We start from the raw sequence: 17425 nt of genomic DNA, 5'->3' as shown, positions 1-17425 counted from the left end.
GCAGGTCGTTTTTTATTTTTATCAATGACTAACACAAACACAATCTTATGAAACAATTCAACGTCCTTTTTTTTCTGATGTTTGGAATTGGCCTTATGGCCCAAAATGTAACTCTGGACTACTATCTACCAGATAATGTTTCCTATGACCCAAATATTCCAAAACCAGCTGAAATAATTGGACATGAAGTTGGGGAATGGCATGTAACGCATGATAAACTAGTGTTCTATATGCAGCAGCTAGCAGCTTCAAGTGATAGAATCACCATAGCGGACCGCGGCAAAACATTTGAGGGAAGACCAGTGCTGTTACTTACCATCACCACACCAAAAAACCATCAAAATATTGAAACCATAAGACAACAGCATATTGCGTTATCAGAAGGAGGACCTACCAATACTTCAGAAATGCCCATAGTGGTCTATCAAGGGTTTTCCATTCATGGAAATGAACCAAGTGGCTCTAATGCCTCTTTGGCCTATGCTTATTATTTGGCTGCTGCACAAGGTCCAGAAATAGATGCTATGTTAGAGAATATGGTCATTCTTTTAGACCCAAGTTTTAATCCAGATGGCCTTCAACGTTTCGCGTATTGGGCCAATGTCCATAAAAGCCAAAACTTAAATTCTGACAATAATGAGAGGGAATATCACGAAGTATGGCCCGGTGGGCGAACAAACCATTATTGGTTTGATATGAACCGTGATTGGTTACCTGTACAATTGCCAGAAAGCAGGGCACGTATTGAAACTTTCCACAATTGGTTGCCAAATATTTTGACAGATCATCATGAAATGGGAACAAACTCCACATTTTTCTTTCAACCGGGAGAACCTACACGAGTAAATCCTTTGACCCCAAAAGCCAATCAGGAGCTCACAAAAGAAATTGCCACATACCATGCTAAAGCGTTAGATAAAATTGGCTCTCTCTACTATTCAGAAGAAAATTACGACGATTATTATTATGGAAAAGGCTCCACCTTTCCAGATGTTAATGGAAGTATTGGAATTCTTTTTGAGCAAGGAAGTTCCAGAGGTCATATCCAAGAAAGTGAAAACGGAACGTTAACCTTTCCGTTTACCATAAGAAACCAGTTCACTACGGCTTTATCAACCATAGAGGCCGCTAAAAACATGCGTGCCAAAATATTGGACTACCAGCAGAAGTTTTATCGTGACATGCGCACAGAAGCTTCAAAAAGCAGAACCAAAGCAATCGTTTTTGGAGATAGCAAAGATGCTTCCAAAACATGGCATTTAGCCGAAATTTTGAATAGGCACAAAATAAAGTTTCATGAACTGGCCTCAGATGCAACCATTGCTGGCAAAACATACAAAAAAGGATATAGCTATGTTGTTCCAATGAATCAGAAAAACCCAAGATTGATCAATGCAATGTTCGAGAAAAGAACAACGTTCCAGGACAGTCTTTTTTATGATATTTCAGCATGGACGTTCCCTTTGTCATTTAATGTTGATTATGCAAATTTGACCTCTCTGTCCAACGCTGGACCGGAGGTATTGGATTTTAAAGCACCTAATGGCGGAACGGATAAGCACAGTAATTACGCTTATCTATTTGAATGGCATGAGTATTACACTCCAAAAGCATTGAATAAAATTTTACAAAAAGGGTTACGTGCAAAAACCGCCAAATCCCCATTTTCTCTGGAAGGGAAACAATATGACTATGGCACTATAATGGTCCCCGTTCAAAACCAGAAGTTAAATCCAAAGGATTTGTACAACTTTTTAAACAATGTGGCCAAGGACAGCAGAATTAAAATCAAAGCTGTATCTACCGGACTTACGCAAGGAATAGATTTGGGAAGCAATGATTTTGACCCCATTAAAAAGCAAAAAATAGCCATTTTGGTTGGTGACGGTGTACGTTCTTATGACGCTGGTGAAATTTGGCACTTGTTTGACACCAGATATGATATGAAAATCACCAAAATAGATACAAGGTACTTTAACACTGCTGACCTTGATCAATATACAGACCTAATTTTGCCCAGTGGCTGGGGAAATAAAATTTTGGATAAGCAAGGAGCTGAAAAAATCAAGAATTGGGTGAAAAGCGGTGGAACAGTAATCGGGTATAGAAACACTGCCAATTGGTTTAATAAGTACGAGTTCATGAAACTTGAAATGAAGAAAGACACCTTGGTAGCCAAAAACATACCTTTTGATCAAAAGAATGATTTTAGAGGGGCCCAAGTTACTGGCGGTGCCATTTTTGAAACCAAACTAGATCGTTCGCACCCTATAAACTTTGGGTATAAGAATGATAAGCTGGCTATGTTCAGAAATACCAATATTTACCTAAAACCAGAAAAGAATAGCTATGACAACCCTATTCAGTATACCAACAATCCTCTTTTAAGTGGCTATATTTCAGAAGAAAATCAGGAACTCATTAAAAATAGCGTGCCCTTTAAAGCTACAAGAATGGGTAAAGGAAGAGTAATTCTTTTTACGGACAACACCAATTTCAGAGCATTTTGGTACGGAACCAACAAACTGTTGATGAATGCAATTTTCTTTGGTCAAATGATGTAATTGAACTGTAGGGATTTTTAAAAGAATAAGCTTAAAATATTAAAAATGGCAAGGACCCCAAGCAAAATGTTACCCCTAGGTACGAAAGCACCCTTTTTCAATTTAATTGATACGGTAACAGACGTTCCACGTTCCCTAGAGGATTTAAAAGGAAGCAAAGGGACTGTGGTGATGTTCATTTGCAACCATTGCCCTTTTGTAATTCATGTCAATCCTGAAATTTCCAAATTGGGAAAAGAATATCAAGCTAAAGGGATTGGTTTTGTGGCAATTTCCAGTAATGATGTAATCAACTACCCCCAGGACGCACCTCATTTGATGAAACTTAAAGCTGAAGAGGAGGGTTATTCCTTCCCATATCTTTATGACAAAACTCAAGAGGTGGCTAGGGCATACGATGCGGCATGCACACCAGATTTTTACCTTTTCGACACTAATTTGAGTCTAGCGTATCGCGGGCAATTGGATGATTCTAGACCAGGAAATGGCATTCCGTTGACCGGAACAGATTTGAGAAATGCGATGGATGCACTTTTAAAAGGCGCAAAGCCGGTGGCAGATCAAAAACCTAGCATTGGATGCAACATAAAATGGGCGGATAACTGATTCTGTTTCTCTATTCAAACTGGAAATTTACTTAAGATGAAAATCAACTCAGGAAAAGCGCTAGAAAAATTAAAAAGGCAAGACAGCCCTTTTTTAACGTTGTTTGAACATGGAACACTAGCTGTGGAAATCTATAAACCAGAAAAAGTAGATTTACAGCAACCACATTCCAGGGATGAAGTTTATGTTGTGGTATCAGGAACAGGAGAGTTTATGAATGATGGTGAACGCACCACATTTGCCCCAGGCGACTTTTTATTTGTACCTGCAGGAGTAGAACATCGATTTGAAAACTTTACCGATGACTTTGCCACATGGGTTATTTTTTATGGCCCTGAAGGTGGTGAACATGAATAAGATTTTATGAATATTTCTTTAGTACCGGTCAATCCATCAACAATGGACACTTACATTTCAGTAGGAAAGAGATCCTATAAAGAGCACTACCTGCATTTGTGGGAAAATGAAGATTCATTCCCATATATATCAAATAGCTTCACCAAAGCGATAGTTGAAAACGAACTATCAGACCCTAACATAGAAAACTTTTTGGTTCAAACTGAAACTGATACAGTAGGTATTGTAAAGTTGGTCAAGCATAAAGCCCTTGACGAACTTTCGAGCGAAAAATCGTTGCTTGCGGAAAAAATCTATCTTCTTAGAGCATATTCGGGCAAGGGCATTGGGAAAAAAGTTTTACAGCTTATTGAAAACTATGCGAAAAACCTAAAAAAGGACATTGTCTGGCTGGACACCATGAAAAAAGGAAATCCCATTAATTTTTATTTGAAAAATGGTTTCAAAATCAAAAAAGAAAGTGAACTAAAACTACCTGGAGCAAAACCCTCAGAAAAAGCCATGTGGGTATTGACGAAACAGCTTTAAACTACCAGCCTTCTCTTTTGATCAAGTTTTCTATATGGGCAAAATGATGACTGCCATGCCATGCGTAACGACCAATGTTTTCTTCAAGGGTGGTCTCTTCATTGCCGTCAGGATGCGTGAATTTTCGTTTTAAATCTTCTGCGGAAAGTCCTTTTAAAAGATAGACCAGTTTGGCATGTACAACTTTTAGATGATCCAAGGACATTTGAATAGGCGCCGACTTTGCATCAAACAGTTTAGACCATTCTTTTTCCAGATATGGCTTAATTACTGGGTTATCCTCTGTCAATGCCCACTTAAATCTAATATAACTATGGTGATGGCTATCAGATATATGGTGCACCAATTGTCTTACGGTCCAACCACCAGGCCTGTACGGAGTTTCCAATTGCTCATTTGAAAGCTGGTTTACCATAGTTGATAATCTTTGGGGTAAATGCTCTAAAATCGCAATCCACTCTTTCAAGTGGTTTTCAGTAATGGATTGTGGAATTTTATAGATTCCAATAGGGTATCTAAGTTTTTCTAAATTGTCTTTTTCCATAGATTAAAAGTAGCAAACTTTTGAGTTAGTATGCAACTGGAACATGACCAAAATCATTTAGTTTTTTAAAACTTTAATACACTTTTAACGGTAATAAAAATATACGGATTGTTTATCCACTAATTTTGTGTGATACCTATTTTTCAATTTAAAAAACAACATTTATGGCTACAATTAGATTGGGCGATATCGCTCCAGATTTTACCGCTGAAACCTCTCAGGGAACGTTAAACTTTTATGATTATTTAGAAGATGGTTGGGGAATTCTTTTCTCTCATCCTGCTGACTTTACCCCTGTATGCACAACGGAATTGGGAACTGCGGCTAAATTTAAAGGCGAGTTTGAAAAACGAAACGTAAAAATGATGGCATTGAGTGTTGATGGTGCAGCGTCTCACGAAGAATGGATAAAAGATATAAATGAAACGCAAAACACGGTTGTCAACTTTCCCATTATTGCAGATGAAGATAGAAAAGTATCCGATCTTTATGATATGATCCATCCAAATGCAGATGATACGCTTACGGTTCGTTCTGTTTTCATTATTGGTCCTGACAAAAAGGTGAAGTTGATCTTGACATATCCTGCGTCTACCGGTCGTAATTTTTATGAGTTATTACGAGTTATAGATTCGTTGCAGTTGACAGCTCATCATAAAGTGGCCACGCCTGCCAATTGGGAACATGGAGAGAAAGTGGTCGTAAGTCCATCAATCCCTACGGATGAGGCAAAAAACATTTTTTCTAAAGGTGTTGAGGAGGTAAAACCTTATTTGCGATTAACACCAGATCCAACAGCTTAACCTAATCTTAATTTCAAAAAAAAGCAAAAAAGCTTAATTAACAATAAATTAAGTGTACCTTTGCAGCTAATTAATTTTTTTAGTATTTATTATGAGTAAAGGAACAGTAAAATTCTTCAACGATTCAAAAGGCTACGGCTTTATTACAGAAGAAGGTTCAAACACAGATCACTTCGTACACGTTTCAGGCCTAATTGATGAGATTAGAGAAGGTGACGCAGTAGAATTCGAACTACAGCAAGGTAAAAAAGGATTGAACGCCGTAAACGTACAAGTTATAGATTAAGGTAACAGCACACTTTTTTATAGAACAAACCCGGGCAATGCCCGGGTTTTTTATTTTTTTTGTTTAAACTTTACGCAACCTATTTCACTTTTTTTATCTAAAACTTAAACAAACACAGTTTCCCTTACACCATTAAATAAACAACACTATGAACACTTTCTTTGGGATTCTTTCTTTGCTCCTTGTTATTAACCTATTGTTACTTTTATTAAGCGTAAACGGTTCCAAAAAGTAGATTTTGCAAGGCTTCATACTCAAGGTTAAGGACTTATGAACAATATAGTAGGGTTTTTCTACGTTCAGTTGTTATACAGATGAAGTTTCCCCAAAACAAAATCTTGTACAAATGAGTACCTTTTTTATCGTATTACTTTTATTGCTAGCCCTTAACTTATGTCTGTTATTGGTTAGCGTAAATAGATCTAAATAAAAAAAGCTCTCAATTTTGGGAGCTTTTTTTATTTTATATTCCTGCCTTTGTGAGAATATCAACTATTTCACGTTCATCAACTCTACATCAAAAATTAAGGTAGCATCTGGTGGAATAACACCCCCAGCACCGGCGCTACCGTAAGCTAAGTTTGAAGGAATTACAAAACGCGCCTTGTCCCCTACTTTTAACAGGGCAATCCCCTCATCCCATCCTGGGATTACTTGACCTACACCCAATGCAAAATCTATAGGTTGGTTTCGGCTGTAAGAAGAATCAAATACTTGCCCATTGGTTAAACTGCCCTCATAATGTACAGAAACTGTTTTTCCTTTTTCGGCCTTGGCCCCACTTCCTTGTTGAATCATTTTATACCGAAGTCCACTTTCAGTGGTATCAAAGCCAGCGGCTATTTTTTCCATTTCTGCTTCGGCATTGGCCTTGGCATCTGCAATCCTCTTTTCTCTTGCGCCCTCAAACACCCTAAAAGCTTCAATGGCATTCCACGCTTCCGCTTCTGCTCCTACCCTAAGTATTTCAAGATTATCAATAGCATCACCTTGAGCAATGGCATCCACCACTTCCATTCCTGCTTCTACATGACCGAAAACAGTATGCTTGTTATCCAACCAAGGAGTTGCAACATGTGTTATAAAAAACTGGCTTCCGTTGGTACCAGGTCCGGCATTCGCCATTGACAGGATCCCTGGGCCCTCATGAGTTAATTCTGAATGAAACTCATCATCAAATTTGTATCCTGGGTCACCTGTTCCAGTTCCTTGCGGGCATCCTCCCTGAATCATGAAGTCTGCTATAACACGATGAAACTTGAGTCCATCATAATATGGCTTGCCTTGAGGTTTGGCACTGTTCTCCATATTCCCTTCTGCTAAGGCAACAAAGTTACCAACCGTTCCAGGTGTTTTATCATGGGTAAGTTTTACCACTATCTCACCTTTTGTTGTATTGAATTTTGCGTAAATTCCTTCTTGCATTTCTTTGGATTAACTAGATTATTCGATCACTCGATTTTATCTTATTTTAAGGCCGCAAAGATACATGTTTTCTTTGGTTGATAAGTACCAAAAATTAATTTGGGGGCCATATCACAAGATGCTATCACTTGTCCGCAATACCTGTATCTTTGAATAATAGCAGTCAATTTCTTTGAGAATTCTCGCTAACTTGTTAGATTCATCAATGTCTAAAACATGACTCTTCTTAACCTAAACTTTAATTCTATGCTAGAAATGCGACCTGTATGCGAAAACTGCCGTAAATCCCTCCCTAATGAAAGTGATGAGGCTATGATCTGCACTTATGAATGTACTTTTTGCCAAGATTGTGTAGAAAACGTTCTAGACAATGTTTGCCCCAATTGTGGTGGTGGTTTTTCAAAAAGACCCACGCGTCCTAAGACATGCGTCACTCCAAATTGTGTAGAAAATCATCCTGTCACTACAAAAGAGGTTTTTAAACCCATTGACATGGAAAAATTCAAAAAGATTTATGACGCATTTGTTGATTTAGACCCAAGAAAAAGATAGATCAATATAACTAACCGCTAAGAAAACAGTCTCTCAATAAACTGATTTATCCTTTGATCTTGGTTGATGGAATGGTACCATATTTATCTATAAGGTAGACCAAACTGGCCATAGTTGCCGCACCTAATTCCAATTCACGTTTGTTGACGTGCTCAAAAGTGTCGTTTTCTGCATGATGATGATCAAAATAGCGTTGTGAGTCTGGTCGCAAACCGGCTAATACCAATTCATCGTTTTTTAAGGGACCAATATCCGCACCGCTATATCCTTTAACAAACATATGGATCAGGTAAGGTTCAAATAGATTTGCCCAGCTTTGCACTTGTTTTAGGTTTTCCTCTGAACAATCAAAAGAAAAACCTCTAGGGGTAAACCCGCCAGAATCACTTTCTAGGGCAAAAACGTGCTTTTCATTTTTACGCTGCGCCACTTCAGCATATTTATTACCACCGCGGAGTCCGTTCTCTTCATTCATGAACAATACAACCCGAAGCGTACGTTTGGGCCTATAACCAGATTCTTTTAAGAGGCGAAGTACATCCATACTTTGCACACACCCTGCGCCATCATCATGGGAGCCATCTCCTAAGTCCCAAGAATCCAGATGACCGCCAACAACCATAATTTCATTGGGGTAGGTAGAACCTTTTATCTCTCCTATAACATTGTAGGATTCAACATCATCAAATTGCTTACAGTTTTGCTTGAAGTAAAGTTTAATGTTTGGATTTAATTTTAGTGTTGTACTCAACAATTCTGCTCCCTTGGTGCTTATAGCAGCGGCCGGAATTCGTTCTTCTATCGGTGTATCTCCATAGCTCATGGAACCTGTATGTGGAAAATCATCTAGACTCAGTGTCACAGATCTAACAATAACACCAACTGCACCATACTTGCCCGCCTCTGAGGCACCCGAATACCTCTGATCTACACAACCTGAGTACGAAGCAAAAGTACTTATCAATTTTGGCTCCATTGGACGATTGTAAAACACAATTTTACCTGCTATCCGATCTTTGCCCAGCTTTTCCAAATCCTCTATTCCTTGAACTTCTATAATATTTGCCTTTAGACCTTTGTCTGGAGTTGAAACAGATCCCCCAAGTGCGCAAATGGGAACATTTGTGGTAAGGCCTGGTTTAGTTTCTATGTATGCAAACTCTGGAGTTCCTCTTACCCATTTTGGAACCATTACAGGTTGCAGCCACACACGATCCAAGCCTAAAGAATCCAATTGTGCTTTTGTATAATCAACAGCTTGTTGTGCCTGCACAGAACCAGAAAGGCGACCACCGATCTGATTGGAAAGATGATTTAACCAATCATATGCTTTTCCATTGGTCAAAGCTTGATCGTAAATCGCTCTTATTTGTTTCTCATCATCTGTTTGTGAAAAAAAAGGGGTGCTAATCAATAAAAGGGCTAAAAGTAAGGTTGTTCTCATTAAGTTTCTTTTTCCAGTTGTTCCTTAAAGCTTTCTAAATTAGCTTTTATTTTTTCTTCTAACTCGGGTTCTACAACATCTTTATGCTTTTTTAACGCTTCTAACAAAATAGTTGCCACTATTACCCTTGCAGCCTTTTTATTGTCAGCTGGCACAATATACCAAGGCGCATGGGGCTTTGAGGTTTTATTTATGGCCTTTTCATAACATGCCTGGTAGTCATCCCATAATTTTCTTTCTTTAAGGTCACTTGCTGAAAATTTCCAATTCTTTTCCTTTAACCTCAGTCTTCTAAGTAAACGTTGGCGTTGTTCTTCTTTGGATAGATGTAAGTAAAACTTGAATATTAGTGTGCCATTTTCAGAAATGTGTCTTTCAAAATCATTTATTTGTCGGTATCTGTTTTCCCAAAAACCTTCATCAATATCTGAAACTGATTCAATCCCTGGAATATTCTCTCCAATGATATACTCAGGATGGACCTTTGTAACCAATACATTTTCATAATGTGTTCTATTAAAGACACTGAATTTACCTCGGGCGGGCAGTGCAATATAATGCCGCCACAGGTAATCATGCTTTAATTCCAGTTCTGTAGGAACTTTAAAACTGTGCACCACAACCCCTCTTACATTAAAATCTTTAAAGACCTCTCTAATAAGGCTATCCTTACCAGAGGTATCCATTCCTTGTAGACAGACAAGAACGCCATATTTACCGTGGGCATATAAAACATCCTGAAATTTTCCAAGATCCCTTCTAATAACCCCGAGTCTTTTCCTAAGTTCTTTATCTGAATGGTTAAAATCCTCAAAAGTGCTCTTTTCGGAAAGTTTTAGGGTGTTTTTTGCTTGATATGCATCAATATTGATTTTTTCCATAAGAATGAATATAGTTCTTTTTGTCCATTCCTTCAATCATCGCCTCAAAACTACCATTCAACGATAGTTTATACGTTTTGTAGTTTTAGCAGGCTTTTTATCGATTTTTTTTACCTCCAAACGATTCTTCCCTTAATTTAGTAGGAAACATAAGACGCACAGTCCCAAATCTAGCGTTATGAAAACAAAAAAGATTATTCTCTTTATAGTCTTTATTTTAGGTGTTATTGGCCTATTATTGATGACTTCATTTACAACTCGCAATGCCTGCGAGTATGCAAATTCCAATATTGAGTACATAAAAAGTCAGACGGAGAAAGCCATAATTGCGGATGGCTTTGAAATGTCCAAATACCATGTCTACAAGGCTTTAAACGCCATTGAAAAAAGCAGACTTAACTTTGTAGATTGCGGTTGTGAGGGAACTATAGAAAGTCTTGAAAAAGCTCTTTTCTACCTTAAAGAGGCAACAAAAGCAGAATCATTTAATGATTCAAAAAAATCATTGCACATAGCATTGGAGAGCACTACCATTGGAATTAAAGTGCTTAAAACCTTTGAAGAAGAGCATTCCAGTTCTTATGGCAACAACATGTTGGTTTTGAATACAAAAGATGCCATTGACCAACATAATCCTATTCTTATGCCTCAAGGAGAAGAGCTACGACAACATGTGCATAACTGCTTGCTTGGTTTTGAGACATCTTTGGACAATGTTGTAAATCAGGTAGAATGCAAAGAAGCTCAAGGGTTTATTACCAAAATACATGAAGAAGCTAGGTTAACGCTACTCAATACAGGATTGTCCGAGCCAAAAAAACAGTACTACCAACGAGTTAAGACCATAGCACACGATGCACTTGCCAGGTTGGAGGATTGCCCTTTGGATTAATTATTTACTAGCAAAAAGCTTAACATCTTCTTCAGACACCTCTTTACCTCCTAAAATCATTAGTCTTTCTATAACATTGCGAAGTTCTCGCACGTTCCCGGTCCAGTCATAACTTTTTAACAATTCCATCGCCTTTTTTGAAAAGCTTTTAGGAGTTGTACCCTGCTCTGCCGCTATTTGACTGGAAAAGTGATCTATTAATATAGGAATGTCATCTCTTCTATCATTTAATGAGGGAACCTTTATTAAAATTACGGCCAATCGATGGTATAAATCCTCTCTAAATTTATTGTCAGCAATTTCTCTTTTAAGATCCTTATTGGTAGCGGCCAAAACCCGAACATCTACTTTAATATCTTTATCGCTACCCACTCTGGAAATTTTATTTTCCTGAAGGGCCCTTAGCACTTTAGCCTGAGCAGAAAGGCTCATATCACCAATTTCATCCAAAAAAATGGTCCCTTTGTTTGCAGCTTCAAATTTTCCTGCCCTATCCTTTATGGCAGAGGTAAACGCCCCTTTTACATGTCCGAATAGCTCACTTTCTATCAATTCTGAAGGTATTGCAGCGCAATTTACTTCGATAAAGGGTCCGGAAGAACGCGGACTCTTTTCATGCAACCAATGCGCAACCAACTCTTTTCCAGTACCATTGGACCCGGTAATCAATACACGAGCATCTGTAGGGGCAACTTTCTCAATCATATCCTTTATAACCTCAATCTCATCACTTTCTCCTACCATTTCGTACTTCTTGGAGACCTTCTTCTTTAGGATTTTGTTTTCAACCACTAACTCTTTACGATCCAAAGCATTTCTTACGGTTGTCAGTAACCGATTTAAATCTGGTGGTTTTGAAATGTAGTCAAAGGCGCCTAAACGCATGGTATTCACAGCTGTATCCAAATCTCCATGGCCTGAAATCATGATAAATGGTATTTCAGGTTTTATTGTTCGGGCAGCTTCCAATACTTCAACCCCATCCATTTTTGGCATTTTAATATCACAAAGTACCAAGTCAAAATCTTCTTTTTTAATAGCCTCAATACCTCTTAGACCATCCTCTGCCTCATTTACCTCATAAGTATCACTCTCTTCACTTAAAATCTTTACCAAAACTCTTCTAATGGCTGATTCATCTTCAATTACCAATATTCTTGACATATTATGCTATTTAAAAAATTCCAATCTTGAAACCAGTTCTAATATAAAGATTTGACTCATCATTCAACAAAAAAACGCGGTCCCTTTTGTCATTTCGTAACTTTCCTTCTTGTTCAAATGAACGTCCGACCAGAGCGTACAAAGACATTCTCTTGGTTATATTGTACTGATATCCCAGGGCCCCTATTAGTGCTGAAAGGGAAATCTTTGACCCCAACTGTCCATCTGGCAAAAGAATATTGTTTTGGACATTTATAAAATATCCGTCCAACAACATTGTAGCCTCCAAAGTGTGTTTTTTTGTAATATGGTGTTTAAAGTTAGATCTTGGAATACCAAGGGTATAGGACCATTTTGGGTGAAATCTTCGATAATAGCTCACCAATGGCAATGGTATAGGAAGTCCTGTGGTACTATTGTAAGATAATCCAAGTACTATTCTGAACGGTTTGTCCACATTTGGTTTCTCTTTCCATAACGTTGCTGTTGCATTAAAAAAGAAATCATCGGTTATGGTCCCGTTAGTAAAATTGGAAGCAAACCTCGGTGTTATAATTGTTACCAAGTTCCAATTTTCGTTCCATTTGGTTATAAAACCTAGATTAAGGTCTGCAACATGAAAGCGTATTAATTCACTTTTGTCAAACGGAAAATCACGAGAATAACCAATATCAAGTCTATTATACTCTAAACCTGTAATTAGGTAGTCCTTTTTTTTATTCAGTTTAATAGGAAGGTTGAACAGTAGCTTGTAACGCTGTGTTTTAATCCCAGAGTCATTTTCTGGTATGTTTAAATACTCAAATTTAAATATATCTGAACTTTGACTGTATCCTGTCTGGTATGAAAGCATTCCAAAGAGGAATCCAAGAATCCCAACTACACTATTATATATCGAGGTTTTTATTTTTCCTGAGGTTTTTGATACTGGATTAGGTGTACATCCCGTTGAGGGAAAGGAATACTAACGTTATTTTCTTTGAATTTGGTATTTATGTTGTAACGCATTTCGCTTTTTATCTTTGGATCACCAAAACTGTCATTGGTAAAAAAATGTAGCGAAAATAGCAAAGCAGAGTCACCAAAGTCGTCAAAAAGGACAAATGGTTTTGGGTTTTTTAATACTTGCTTTTGTTCTGCTGCAACTTGCTCTAAAAGTTGGGTGACCAAAACAACATCACTTCCATAGGCAACACCAACATTTACTCTTTCTCGAGTAGTTCTATGGTTTTGGGTGTAGTTGTATACAATATCACTAATGAACTTATGGTTTGGAATAATGATGACTTTATCATCTCTAGTTATGGCCCTTGTCGTTCTTAGTTTAATTTCAAAAACCTTGCCTACTTTGTTATCTACCTCAACAATATCACCTACTTGCAAGGACTTGTCAATAATAATAAAAATACCACCAAGAATATCCTGAAACAGTTCTTGAAGCGCCAACCCAAGCCCCACGAACAAAGCTGCAGAAGCCGTAATGATAAGAGTAATGTCTATTCCGGCAGCACTTAGAGTGACCAAAACAACTACCAAATAGATCACGTAATTGATGAACTTAAAAACACTGGAGAACTTTTGTTTGTCCTCTTGCTCCATTTTTCTGGTAAACAGATATCTAAGCCATTTTAACAAGAACTTGGTGACAATAAAGGCAACAGTTAAAAGTAATAATAGGCCCACGGTAAGGTGTATGGATTTCTCACCTTCGCCCAAATGAAATCCTGTATTTAGGAATTCTTTAATGGAGCCCCAGATATCTTCTTGTATGATTTCTTTTATTTCGCTGGTCTCTTCTTGCACCTTAATTTAATATTTCAACCATTTAAACAATTCTTTATAGGTAGGTCTTTTACCGTACATTAATATTCCCACCCTATAAATTTTGGCCGCTAACCACACTATTCCAAAAAAAGTTCCGATCAGGAGTGTAATAGATAGCAACAATTGCCACAAAGGTACGCCACCTTCCCCAATTCCTCCTGGAAGCCTCATAAGCATAACTATGGGAGAGGTTAATGGAAATAATGAAAAACCAACTGCAATTGGACCGTGCGGGTTGCTGAAAACTGAAAAGAAACCTACATAAATGGCCAACATTAGCGGCAATATAATGGGAAAAATAAACTGTTGCGTATCTGTTTCATTATCAACGGCAGCACCAATTGCTGCATAAATTGAGCTATAAATAAAATACCCTAAAATGAAGTATACCAAAAAGGAGCTAATTAAAAGAAACCAGGGAATATTTAAAATTTCCTTGGCATACAACATCATTTCGGTACTTGGAGGGGTAGAAAACTGTGCCATTCCATTCATGCCTCCAGAGGTCATAGGATTTTCAGCAGCAATTGCTCTTAAATCTATTCCTAAAAACAAGGATACAAGGAATAATAAGAGCGAAGCAGAAATTATCCAAATCGTGAATTGTGTTATTCCCGCCAAAGAAGTACCTATTATTTTGCCCAACATTAATTGAAAAGGCTTTACGGAAGAAATAATCACTTCAATAATCCTGCTGGTTTTTTCCTCAATTACGCTTCTCATTACAAAACCACCATAAATAATAATAAACATCATAATGGCGTATCCAAACCCTCCTCCAATAAATGCCTTGATCTCATTTATACCTTTTATACTTTTCTCACCATCAAACGTGGCAAGGTTAATTTCAAAGGAGGATTCAATATCTGAAAATTGTTCTGGAGAAACCCCTAGGCTTTCCAGTTTTTCTTGCCTTAATTGCTTCTGAAAAATACCTTCTAACTGCTGTGTAACGTTGGTGTTCGGGTTGTCTTTGGTAAACAAGTAGGTTGTTTTGGATACCTGTTCCAAATTGGCACCTTCTGGCAGGTATAGCAATCCGTAATATCCCAACGAACTTGTAGAATCTTTGGCTTCTTGCAAAGAAAGGTCTTCAAAGCGAACATAGGATGTACTTTCCGATGTCCTAAACTGCCCATTAAAAAAACTGCTTTCATTTAAAACCGAAATCACTCTTTTCTCGCTATCATTTATTTTGGTCAGGTAGGCAATCAACACAATCATCCCCACAATTAAAAGAGGACTCAAAATGGTCATGATTATAAACGATTTGTTCCTCACCTTAGCTAGATACTCCCGTCTTATAATTAATAACAGCTTACCGGTCATTCTCCTTATTATTTACTGTTTGAATAAAAATGTCATTGGCTGAAGGAATGGTTTCTTCAAAGTGATTGATATTTGCACGGTTAGACAATTCAGCAAGAACTCCTGCGGTATTGTTAGATGGCAACTGAATTGTAAAATCTAGCTGTTTCTCTTCCTTGTCAAAGCTAGAAGATAGAATTTGAAATTTGTCTTTCAATGTGTTCACGAATGTTTCTCCATCTTGTTGTATTTCTAGTCCAACGTTGAAAATATTATTTTTATATGCCTTTTTAATGTCTGATAATTTACCGTCCAGTATTTTCTCTGATTTATGAATTAAGGCAATGTGCTCACATAGCTCTTCCACGGATTCCATACGGTGTGTTGAAAATATGATGGATGTTCCTTTTTCTTTAAGCTGAAGAATTTCGTCTTTTATGATATTGGCATTGATAGGGTCAAATCCACTAAAAGGTTCATCAAAGATCAATAATTTGGGTTCATGCAAAACAGTCACAATAAACTGAATTTTCTGAGCCATACCTTTGGAAAGTTCCTGAATTTTTTTGTTCCACCAATCACCTATATCCAAGCGGTCAAACCAATATTTTAGCCTTTTTTTTGCCTCGGTCTTAGAAAGTCCCTTAAGCTGGGCCAAATATAATGCCTGTTCTCCTACTTTCATGCTTTTATACAACCCCCTTTCTTCTGGCAAATAGCCTATATGGGAAATGTGTTCTGGCGCTAGAGGATTACCATTAAACAGCACCTCTCCCTTATCTTGATAGGTTATTTGATTAATGATTCGGATGAAGGTGGTCTTTCCTGCCCCATTTGGGCCCAAAAGGCCATAGATACAGTTTTCCGGTATTTCTAGTGAAATGTTGCTCAATGCAGTAAAGTCACCATAAGCTTTGGAGACATTTTTGGCAACAAGGATATGATCCATTTAAACTATTTTTTCAAAGATATGTATTTGACCAAAAAGACTGCTACGCCCCTAAAAACAAAACCCACCCTTAAAAATCAAGGATGGGAAAAAAATTGCTATGAAAAAGAAAATTAGATGCTGGTTTCCCAACATCAGTTTCAAATATACGTTTTTTATTTAAACAGAAAAGCATTAATTGTTAGGAGAACATATCTTTAACCTTTTCAAAAAACGACTTATCTGACTTTTCCGGTTTTGGAACAAAGTTTTCATCATTCTGCATACGCTCGAAGAATTCTTTTTGTTCTCTGTTCAATTCTTTTGGTGTCCAAACGTTTACATGAACCAGTAAATCTCCGCTTCCATACCCATTGATACTGGAGATTCCCTTACCACGTAATCTTAATATTTTTCCTGATTGAATTCCAGGTTCCAATTTTATCCTGACCTTTCCTCCCACGGCGTCAATCTCCTTGGAACTCCCTAACACAGCCTCTGAAAAACTAACATACAGGTCGTAATGTAAATTATCACCTTCTCTTTTTAAGGTATGATGTTCCTCAGTCTCAATTGCCACCAACAAGTCCCCGGGTATTCCATCTCCTGGAGCACCGTTTCCTTTTCCAGAAACCTTTAGTTGCATACCTTCTTCCACACCAGGTGGAATTTTTATAGAAACGGTTTCCTCCTCCATCTTGAGTCCTTGTGCATCTGCTCCACTAGGTCTCTTATCAATAGTTTGTCCAGCTCCACCGCAGGTATTACAAGTAGTCGCCGTTTGCATTCTACCTAGAATCGTATTGGTGATTTTGGTTACTTGACCACTACCATTACAGGTAGGACATGTTTTATAGGTTACTCCTTCTGCTTGGACCTTTCTTCTTACCTTGACTTTTTTCTCCACTCCATTGGCAACTTCCTCTAGTGTTAGCTTAACCCTAATACGGAGATTACTCCCTTTTACTCTGCGTTGCCCTCCGCCAAAGCCTCCAAAGCCACTAAATCCGCCACCAAAAGCACTGCCGAAAATATCTCCAAACTGACTGAAGATATCATCCATATTCATACCTCCACCACCAAATCCTGCACCACCTTCAAAGGCCGCATGGCCAAATTGGTCATACTTAGTACGTTTATCGGGGTCGCTCAGCACCTCATAAGCTTCCGCAGCTTTTTTAAACATTTCCTCGGCCTTGGTATCTCCTGGATTTTTATCTGGGTGAAACTCAATAGCCTTTTTCCGATAAGCTTTTTTTATTTCAGCGGCCGAAGCTCCCTTGGAAACGCCCAATATTTCGTAAAAGTCATCTTTCATA

General features: G+C 37.8%; 18 protein-coding genes. 8 read left to right on the top strand and 10 right to left on the bottom strand.

The features are described 5' to 3' along the window. Nucleotides 1–47: 47 nt before the first annotated feature. Genes DKG77_RS08180 through DKG77_RS08165 form a run of 4 tightly spaced genes read left to right on the top strand, consistent with a single transcriptional unit; the run spans nucleotide 48 to nucleotide 4055 of the window. A complete protein-coding gene (locus tag DKG77_RS08180; protein ID WP_109662042.1) occupies nucleotides 48–2564 on the top strand; it encodes a M14 family metallopeptidase in 2517 nt (838 codons plus the stop codon). Nucleotides 2565–2609: 45 nt separating this feature from the next. Then, nucleotides 2610–3170, top strand: a complete 561-nt coding sequence (locus tag DKG77_RS08175; protein WP_109662040.1) for a thioredoxin family protein — start codon at nucleotides 2610–2612, stop codon at nucleotides 3168–3170. Between the two features lie 36 nt (nucleotides 3171–3206). Next, a complete protein-coding gene (locus DKG77_RS08170) occupies nucleotides 3207–3527 on the top strand; it encodes a cupin domain-containing protein (protein ID WP_109662038.1) in 321 nt (106 codons plus the stop codon). Between the two features lie 6 nt (nucleotides 3528–3533). After that, on the top strand, nucleotides 3534–4055 hold the full coding sequence (locus tag DKG77_RS08165; RefSeq protein WP_109662036.1) for a GNAT family N-acetyltransferase: 522 nt from the start codon (nucleotides 3534–3536) through the stop codon (nucleotides 4053–4055). A gap of 1 nt (nucleotide 4056) precedes the next feature. Here DKG77_RS08165 and DKG77_RS08160 read toward each other — a convergent pair whose 3' ends face one another. Further along, nucleotides 4057–4599 carry a YfiT family bacillithiol transferase gene (locus DKG77_RS08160; RefSeq protein ID WP_109662034.1) on the bottom strand — a complete coding sequence of 181 codons (543 nt, stop codon included), beginning with the start codon at nucleotides 4597–4599 and terminating at the stop codon, nucleotides 4057–4059. Between the two features lie 164 nt (nucleotides 4600–4763). Between DKG77_RS08160 and DKG77_RS08155 the strand changes: the two genes are divergently transcribed. Beyond that, a complete protein-coding gene (locus DKG77_RS08155) occupies nucleotides 4764–5402 on the top strand; it encodes a peroxiredoxin (RefSeq protein ID WP_109662032.1) in 639 nt (212 codons plus the stop codon). 91 nt (nucleotides 5403–5493) lie between these two features. Next, on the top strand, nucleotides 5494–5688 hold the full coding sequence (locus tag DKG77_RS08150; RefSeq protein WP_055397609.1) for a cold-shock protein: 195 nt from the start codon (nucleotides 5494–5496) through the stop codon (nucleotides 5686–5688). Between the two features lie 492 nt (nucleotides 5689–6180). On the opposite strand, the gene DKG77_RS08145 is transcribed toward DKG77_RS08150, so the two are convergent. Then, nucleotides 6181–7113, bottom strand: coding sequence for a peptidylprolyl isomerase (locus tag DKG77_RS08145; RefSeq protein ID WP_109662030.1), 933 nt, complete (start codon nucleotides 7111–7113; stop codon nucleotides 6181–6183). Between the two features lie 216 nt (nucleotides 7114–7329). Between DKG77_RS08145 and DKG77_RS08140 the strand changes: the two genes are divergently transcribed. After that, entirely contained in the window at nucleotides 7330–7665 is a 336-nt protein-coding gene (locus DKG77_RS08140) for a DUF1272 domain-containing protein (protein ID WP_313789804.1), read from the top strand. A 46-nt stretch (nucleotides 7666–7711) separates the two neighbouring features. Here the strand turns inward: DKG77_RS08140 and DKG77_RS08135 are convergent, their stop codons facing one another. After that, nucleotides 7712–9109, bottom strand: coding sequence for a M20/M25/M40 family metallo-hydrolase (locus tag DKG77_RS08135; protein ID WP_109662026.1), 1398 nt, complete (start codon nucleotides 9107–9109; stop codon nucleotides 7712–7714). Beyond that, a complete protein-coding gene (locus DKG77_RS08130; RefSeq protein ID WP_109663678.1) occupies nucleotides 9109–9990 on the bottom strand; it encodes a PPK2 family polyphosphate kinase in 882 nt (293 codons plus the stop codon). The genes DKG77_RS08135 and DKG77_RS08130 overlap by 1 nt, the downstream gene beginning before the upstream one ends. A gap of 178 nt (nucleotides 9991–10168) precedes the next feature. On the opposite strand from DKG77_RS08130, the gene DKG77_RS08125 reads away from it, so the two are divergent. After that, nucleotides 10169–10882, top strand: a complete 714-nt coding sequence (locus DKG77_RS08125) for a hypothetical protein (RefSeq protein ID WP_133248438.1) — start codon at nucleotides 10169–10171, stop codon at nucleotides 10880–10882. Here the strand turns inward: DKG77_RS08125 and DKG77_RS08120 are convergent, their stop codons facing one another. The 6 genes from DKG77_RS08120 to dnaJ form a co-directional block, all read right to left on the bottom strand. Continuing rightward, nucleotides 10883–12046: a sigma-54-dependent transcriptional regulator gene (locus DKG77_RS08120; RefSeq protein WP_109662022.1), complete on the bottom strand. Its 1164-nt coding sequence runs from the start codon at nucleotides 12044–12046 to the stop codon at nucleotides 10883–10885. A 10-nt stretch (nucleotides 12047–12056) separates the two neighbouring features. After that, on the bottom strand, nucleotides 12057–12899 hold the full coding sequence (locus tag DKG77_RS08115) for a DUF6268 family outer membrane beta-barrel protein (RefSeq protein ID WP_109662021.1): 843 nt from the start codon (nucleotides 12897–12899) through the stop codon (nucleotides 12057–12059). A 50-nt stretch (nucleotides 12900–12949) separates the two neighbouring features. Next, on the bottom strand, nucleotides 12950–13849 hold the full coding sequence (locus tag DKG77_RS08110; protein ID WP_109662019.1) for a mechanosensitive ion channel family protein: 900 nt from the start codon (nucleotides 13847–13849) through the stop codon (nucleotides 12950–12952). A 6-nt stretch (nucleotides 13850–13855) separates the two neighbouring features. After that, a complete protein-coding gene (locus tag DKG77_RS08105; RefSeq protein WP_109662017.1) occupies nucleotides 13856–15199 on the bottom strand; it encodes an ABC transporter permease in 1344 nt (447 codons plus the stop codon). Next, nucleotides 15189–16127 (bottom strand): ABC transporter ATP-binding protein, encoded by a 939-nt coding sequence (locus DKG77_RS08100; protein ID WP_109662015.1) that lies wholly within the window; start codon nucleotides 16125–16127, stop codon nucleotides 15189–15191. The genes DKG77_RS08105 and DKG77_RS08100 overlap by 11 nt, the downstream gene beginning before the upstream one ends. Before the next feature lie 181 nt (nucleotides 16128–16308). Continuing rightward, the gene (gene dnaJ / locus DKG77_RS08095; RefSeq protein ID WP_109662014.1) at nucleotides 16309–17424 is read right to left on the bottom strand and encodes a molecular chaperone DnaJ; all 1116 of its coding nucleotides are present in this window, start codon (nucleotides 17422–17424) and stop codon (nucleotides 16309–16311) included. Nucleotide 17425: the final 1 nt, after the last annotated feature.

Origin of the sequence: Flagellimonas aquimarina (assembly GCF_003149745.1) — a bacterium.
Lineage (GTDB): Bacteria > Bacteroidota > Bacteroidia > Flavobacteriales > Flavobacteriaceae > Flagellimonas > Flagellimonas aquimarina.
This window is presented reverse-complemented; position numbering and strand designations above follow the sequence as displayed.

What these genes read in the sequence shown, in the direction of transcription:
- DKG77_RS08180 (WP_109662042.1), top strand. Translation starts at nt 48, where the DNA reads ATGAAACAATTCAACGTCCTTTTTTTTCTGATGTTTGGAATTGGCCTT.
- DKG77_RS08175 (WP_109662040.1), top strand. Translation starts at nt 2,610, where the DNA reads ATGGCAAGGACCCCAAGCAAAATGTTACCCCTAGGTACGAAAGCACCC.
- DKG77_RS08170 (WP_109662038.1), top strand. Translation starts at nt 3,207, where the DNA reads ATGAAAATCAACTCAGGAAAAGCGCTAGAAAAATTAAAAAGGCAAGAC.
- DKG77_RS08165 (WP_109662036.1), top strand. Translation starts at nt 3,534, where the DNA reads ATGAATATTTCTTTAGTACCGGTCAATCCATCAACAATGGACACTTAC.
- DKG77_RS08160 (WP_109662034.1), bottom strand. Translation starts at nt 4,599, where the DNA reads ATGGAAAAAGACAATTTAGAAAAACTTAGATACCCTATTGGAATCTAT.
- DKG77_RS08155 (WP_109662032.1), top strand. Translation starts at nt 4,764, where the DNA reads ATGGCTACAATTAGATTGGGCGATATCGCTCCAGATTTTACCGCTGAA.
- DKG77_RS08150 (WP_055397609.1), top strand. Translation starts at nt 5,494, where the DNA reads ATGAGTAAAGGAACAGTAAAATTCTTCAACGATTCAAAAGGCTACGGC.
- DKG77_RS08145 (WP_109662030.1), bottom strand. Translation starts at nt 7,113, where the DNA reads ATGCAAGAAGGAATTTACGCAAAATTCAATACAACAAAAGGTGAGATA.
- DKG77_RS08140 (WP_313789804.1), top strand. Translation starts at nt 7,330, where the DNA reads ATGACTCTTCTTAACCTAAACTTTAATTCTATGCTAGAAATGCGACCT.
- DKG77_RS08135 (WP_109662026.1), bottom strand. Translation starts at nt 9,109, where the DNA reads ATGAGAACAACCTTACTTTTAGCCCTTTTATTGATTAGCACCCCTTTT.
- DKG77_RS08130 (WP_109663678.1), bottom strand. Translation starts at nt 9,990, where the DNA reads ATGGAAAAAATCAATATTGATGCATATCAAGCAAAAAACACCCTAAAA.
- DKG77_RS08125 (WP_133248438.1), top strand. Translation starts at nt 10,169, where the DNA reads ATGAAAACAAAAAAGATTATTCTCTTTATAGTCTTTATTTTAGGTGTT.
- DKG77_RS08120 (WP_109662022.1), bottom strand. Translation starts at nt 12,046, where the DNA reads ATGTCAAGAATATTGGTAATTGAAGATGAATCAGCCATTAGAAGAGTT.
- DKG77_RS08115 (WP_109662021.1), bottom strand. Translation starts at nt 12,899, where the DNA reads ATGCTTTCATACCAGACAGGATACAGTCAAAGTTCAGATATATTTAAA.
- DKG77_RS08105 (WP_109662017.1), bottom strand. Translation starts at nt 15,199, where the DNA reads ATGACCGGTAAGCTGTTATTAATTATAAGACGGGAGTATCTAGCTAAG.
- DKG77_RS08100 (WP_109662015.1), bottom strand. Translation starts at nt 16,127, where the DNA reads ATGGATCATATCCTTGTTGCCAAAAATGTCTCCAAAGCTTATGGTGAC.
- dnaJ (WP_109662014.1), bottom strand. Translation starts at nt 17,424, where the DNA reads ATGAAAGATGACTTTTACGAAATATTGGGCGTTTCCAAGGGAGCTTCG.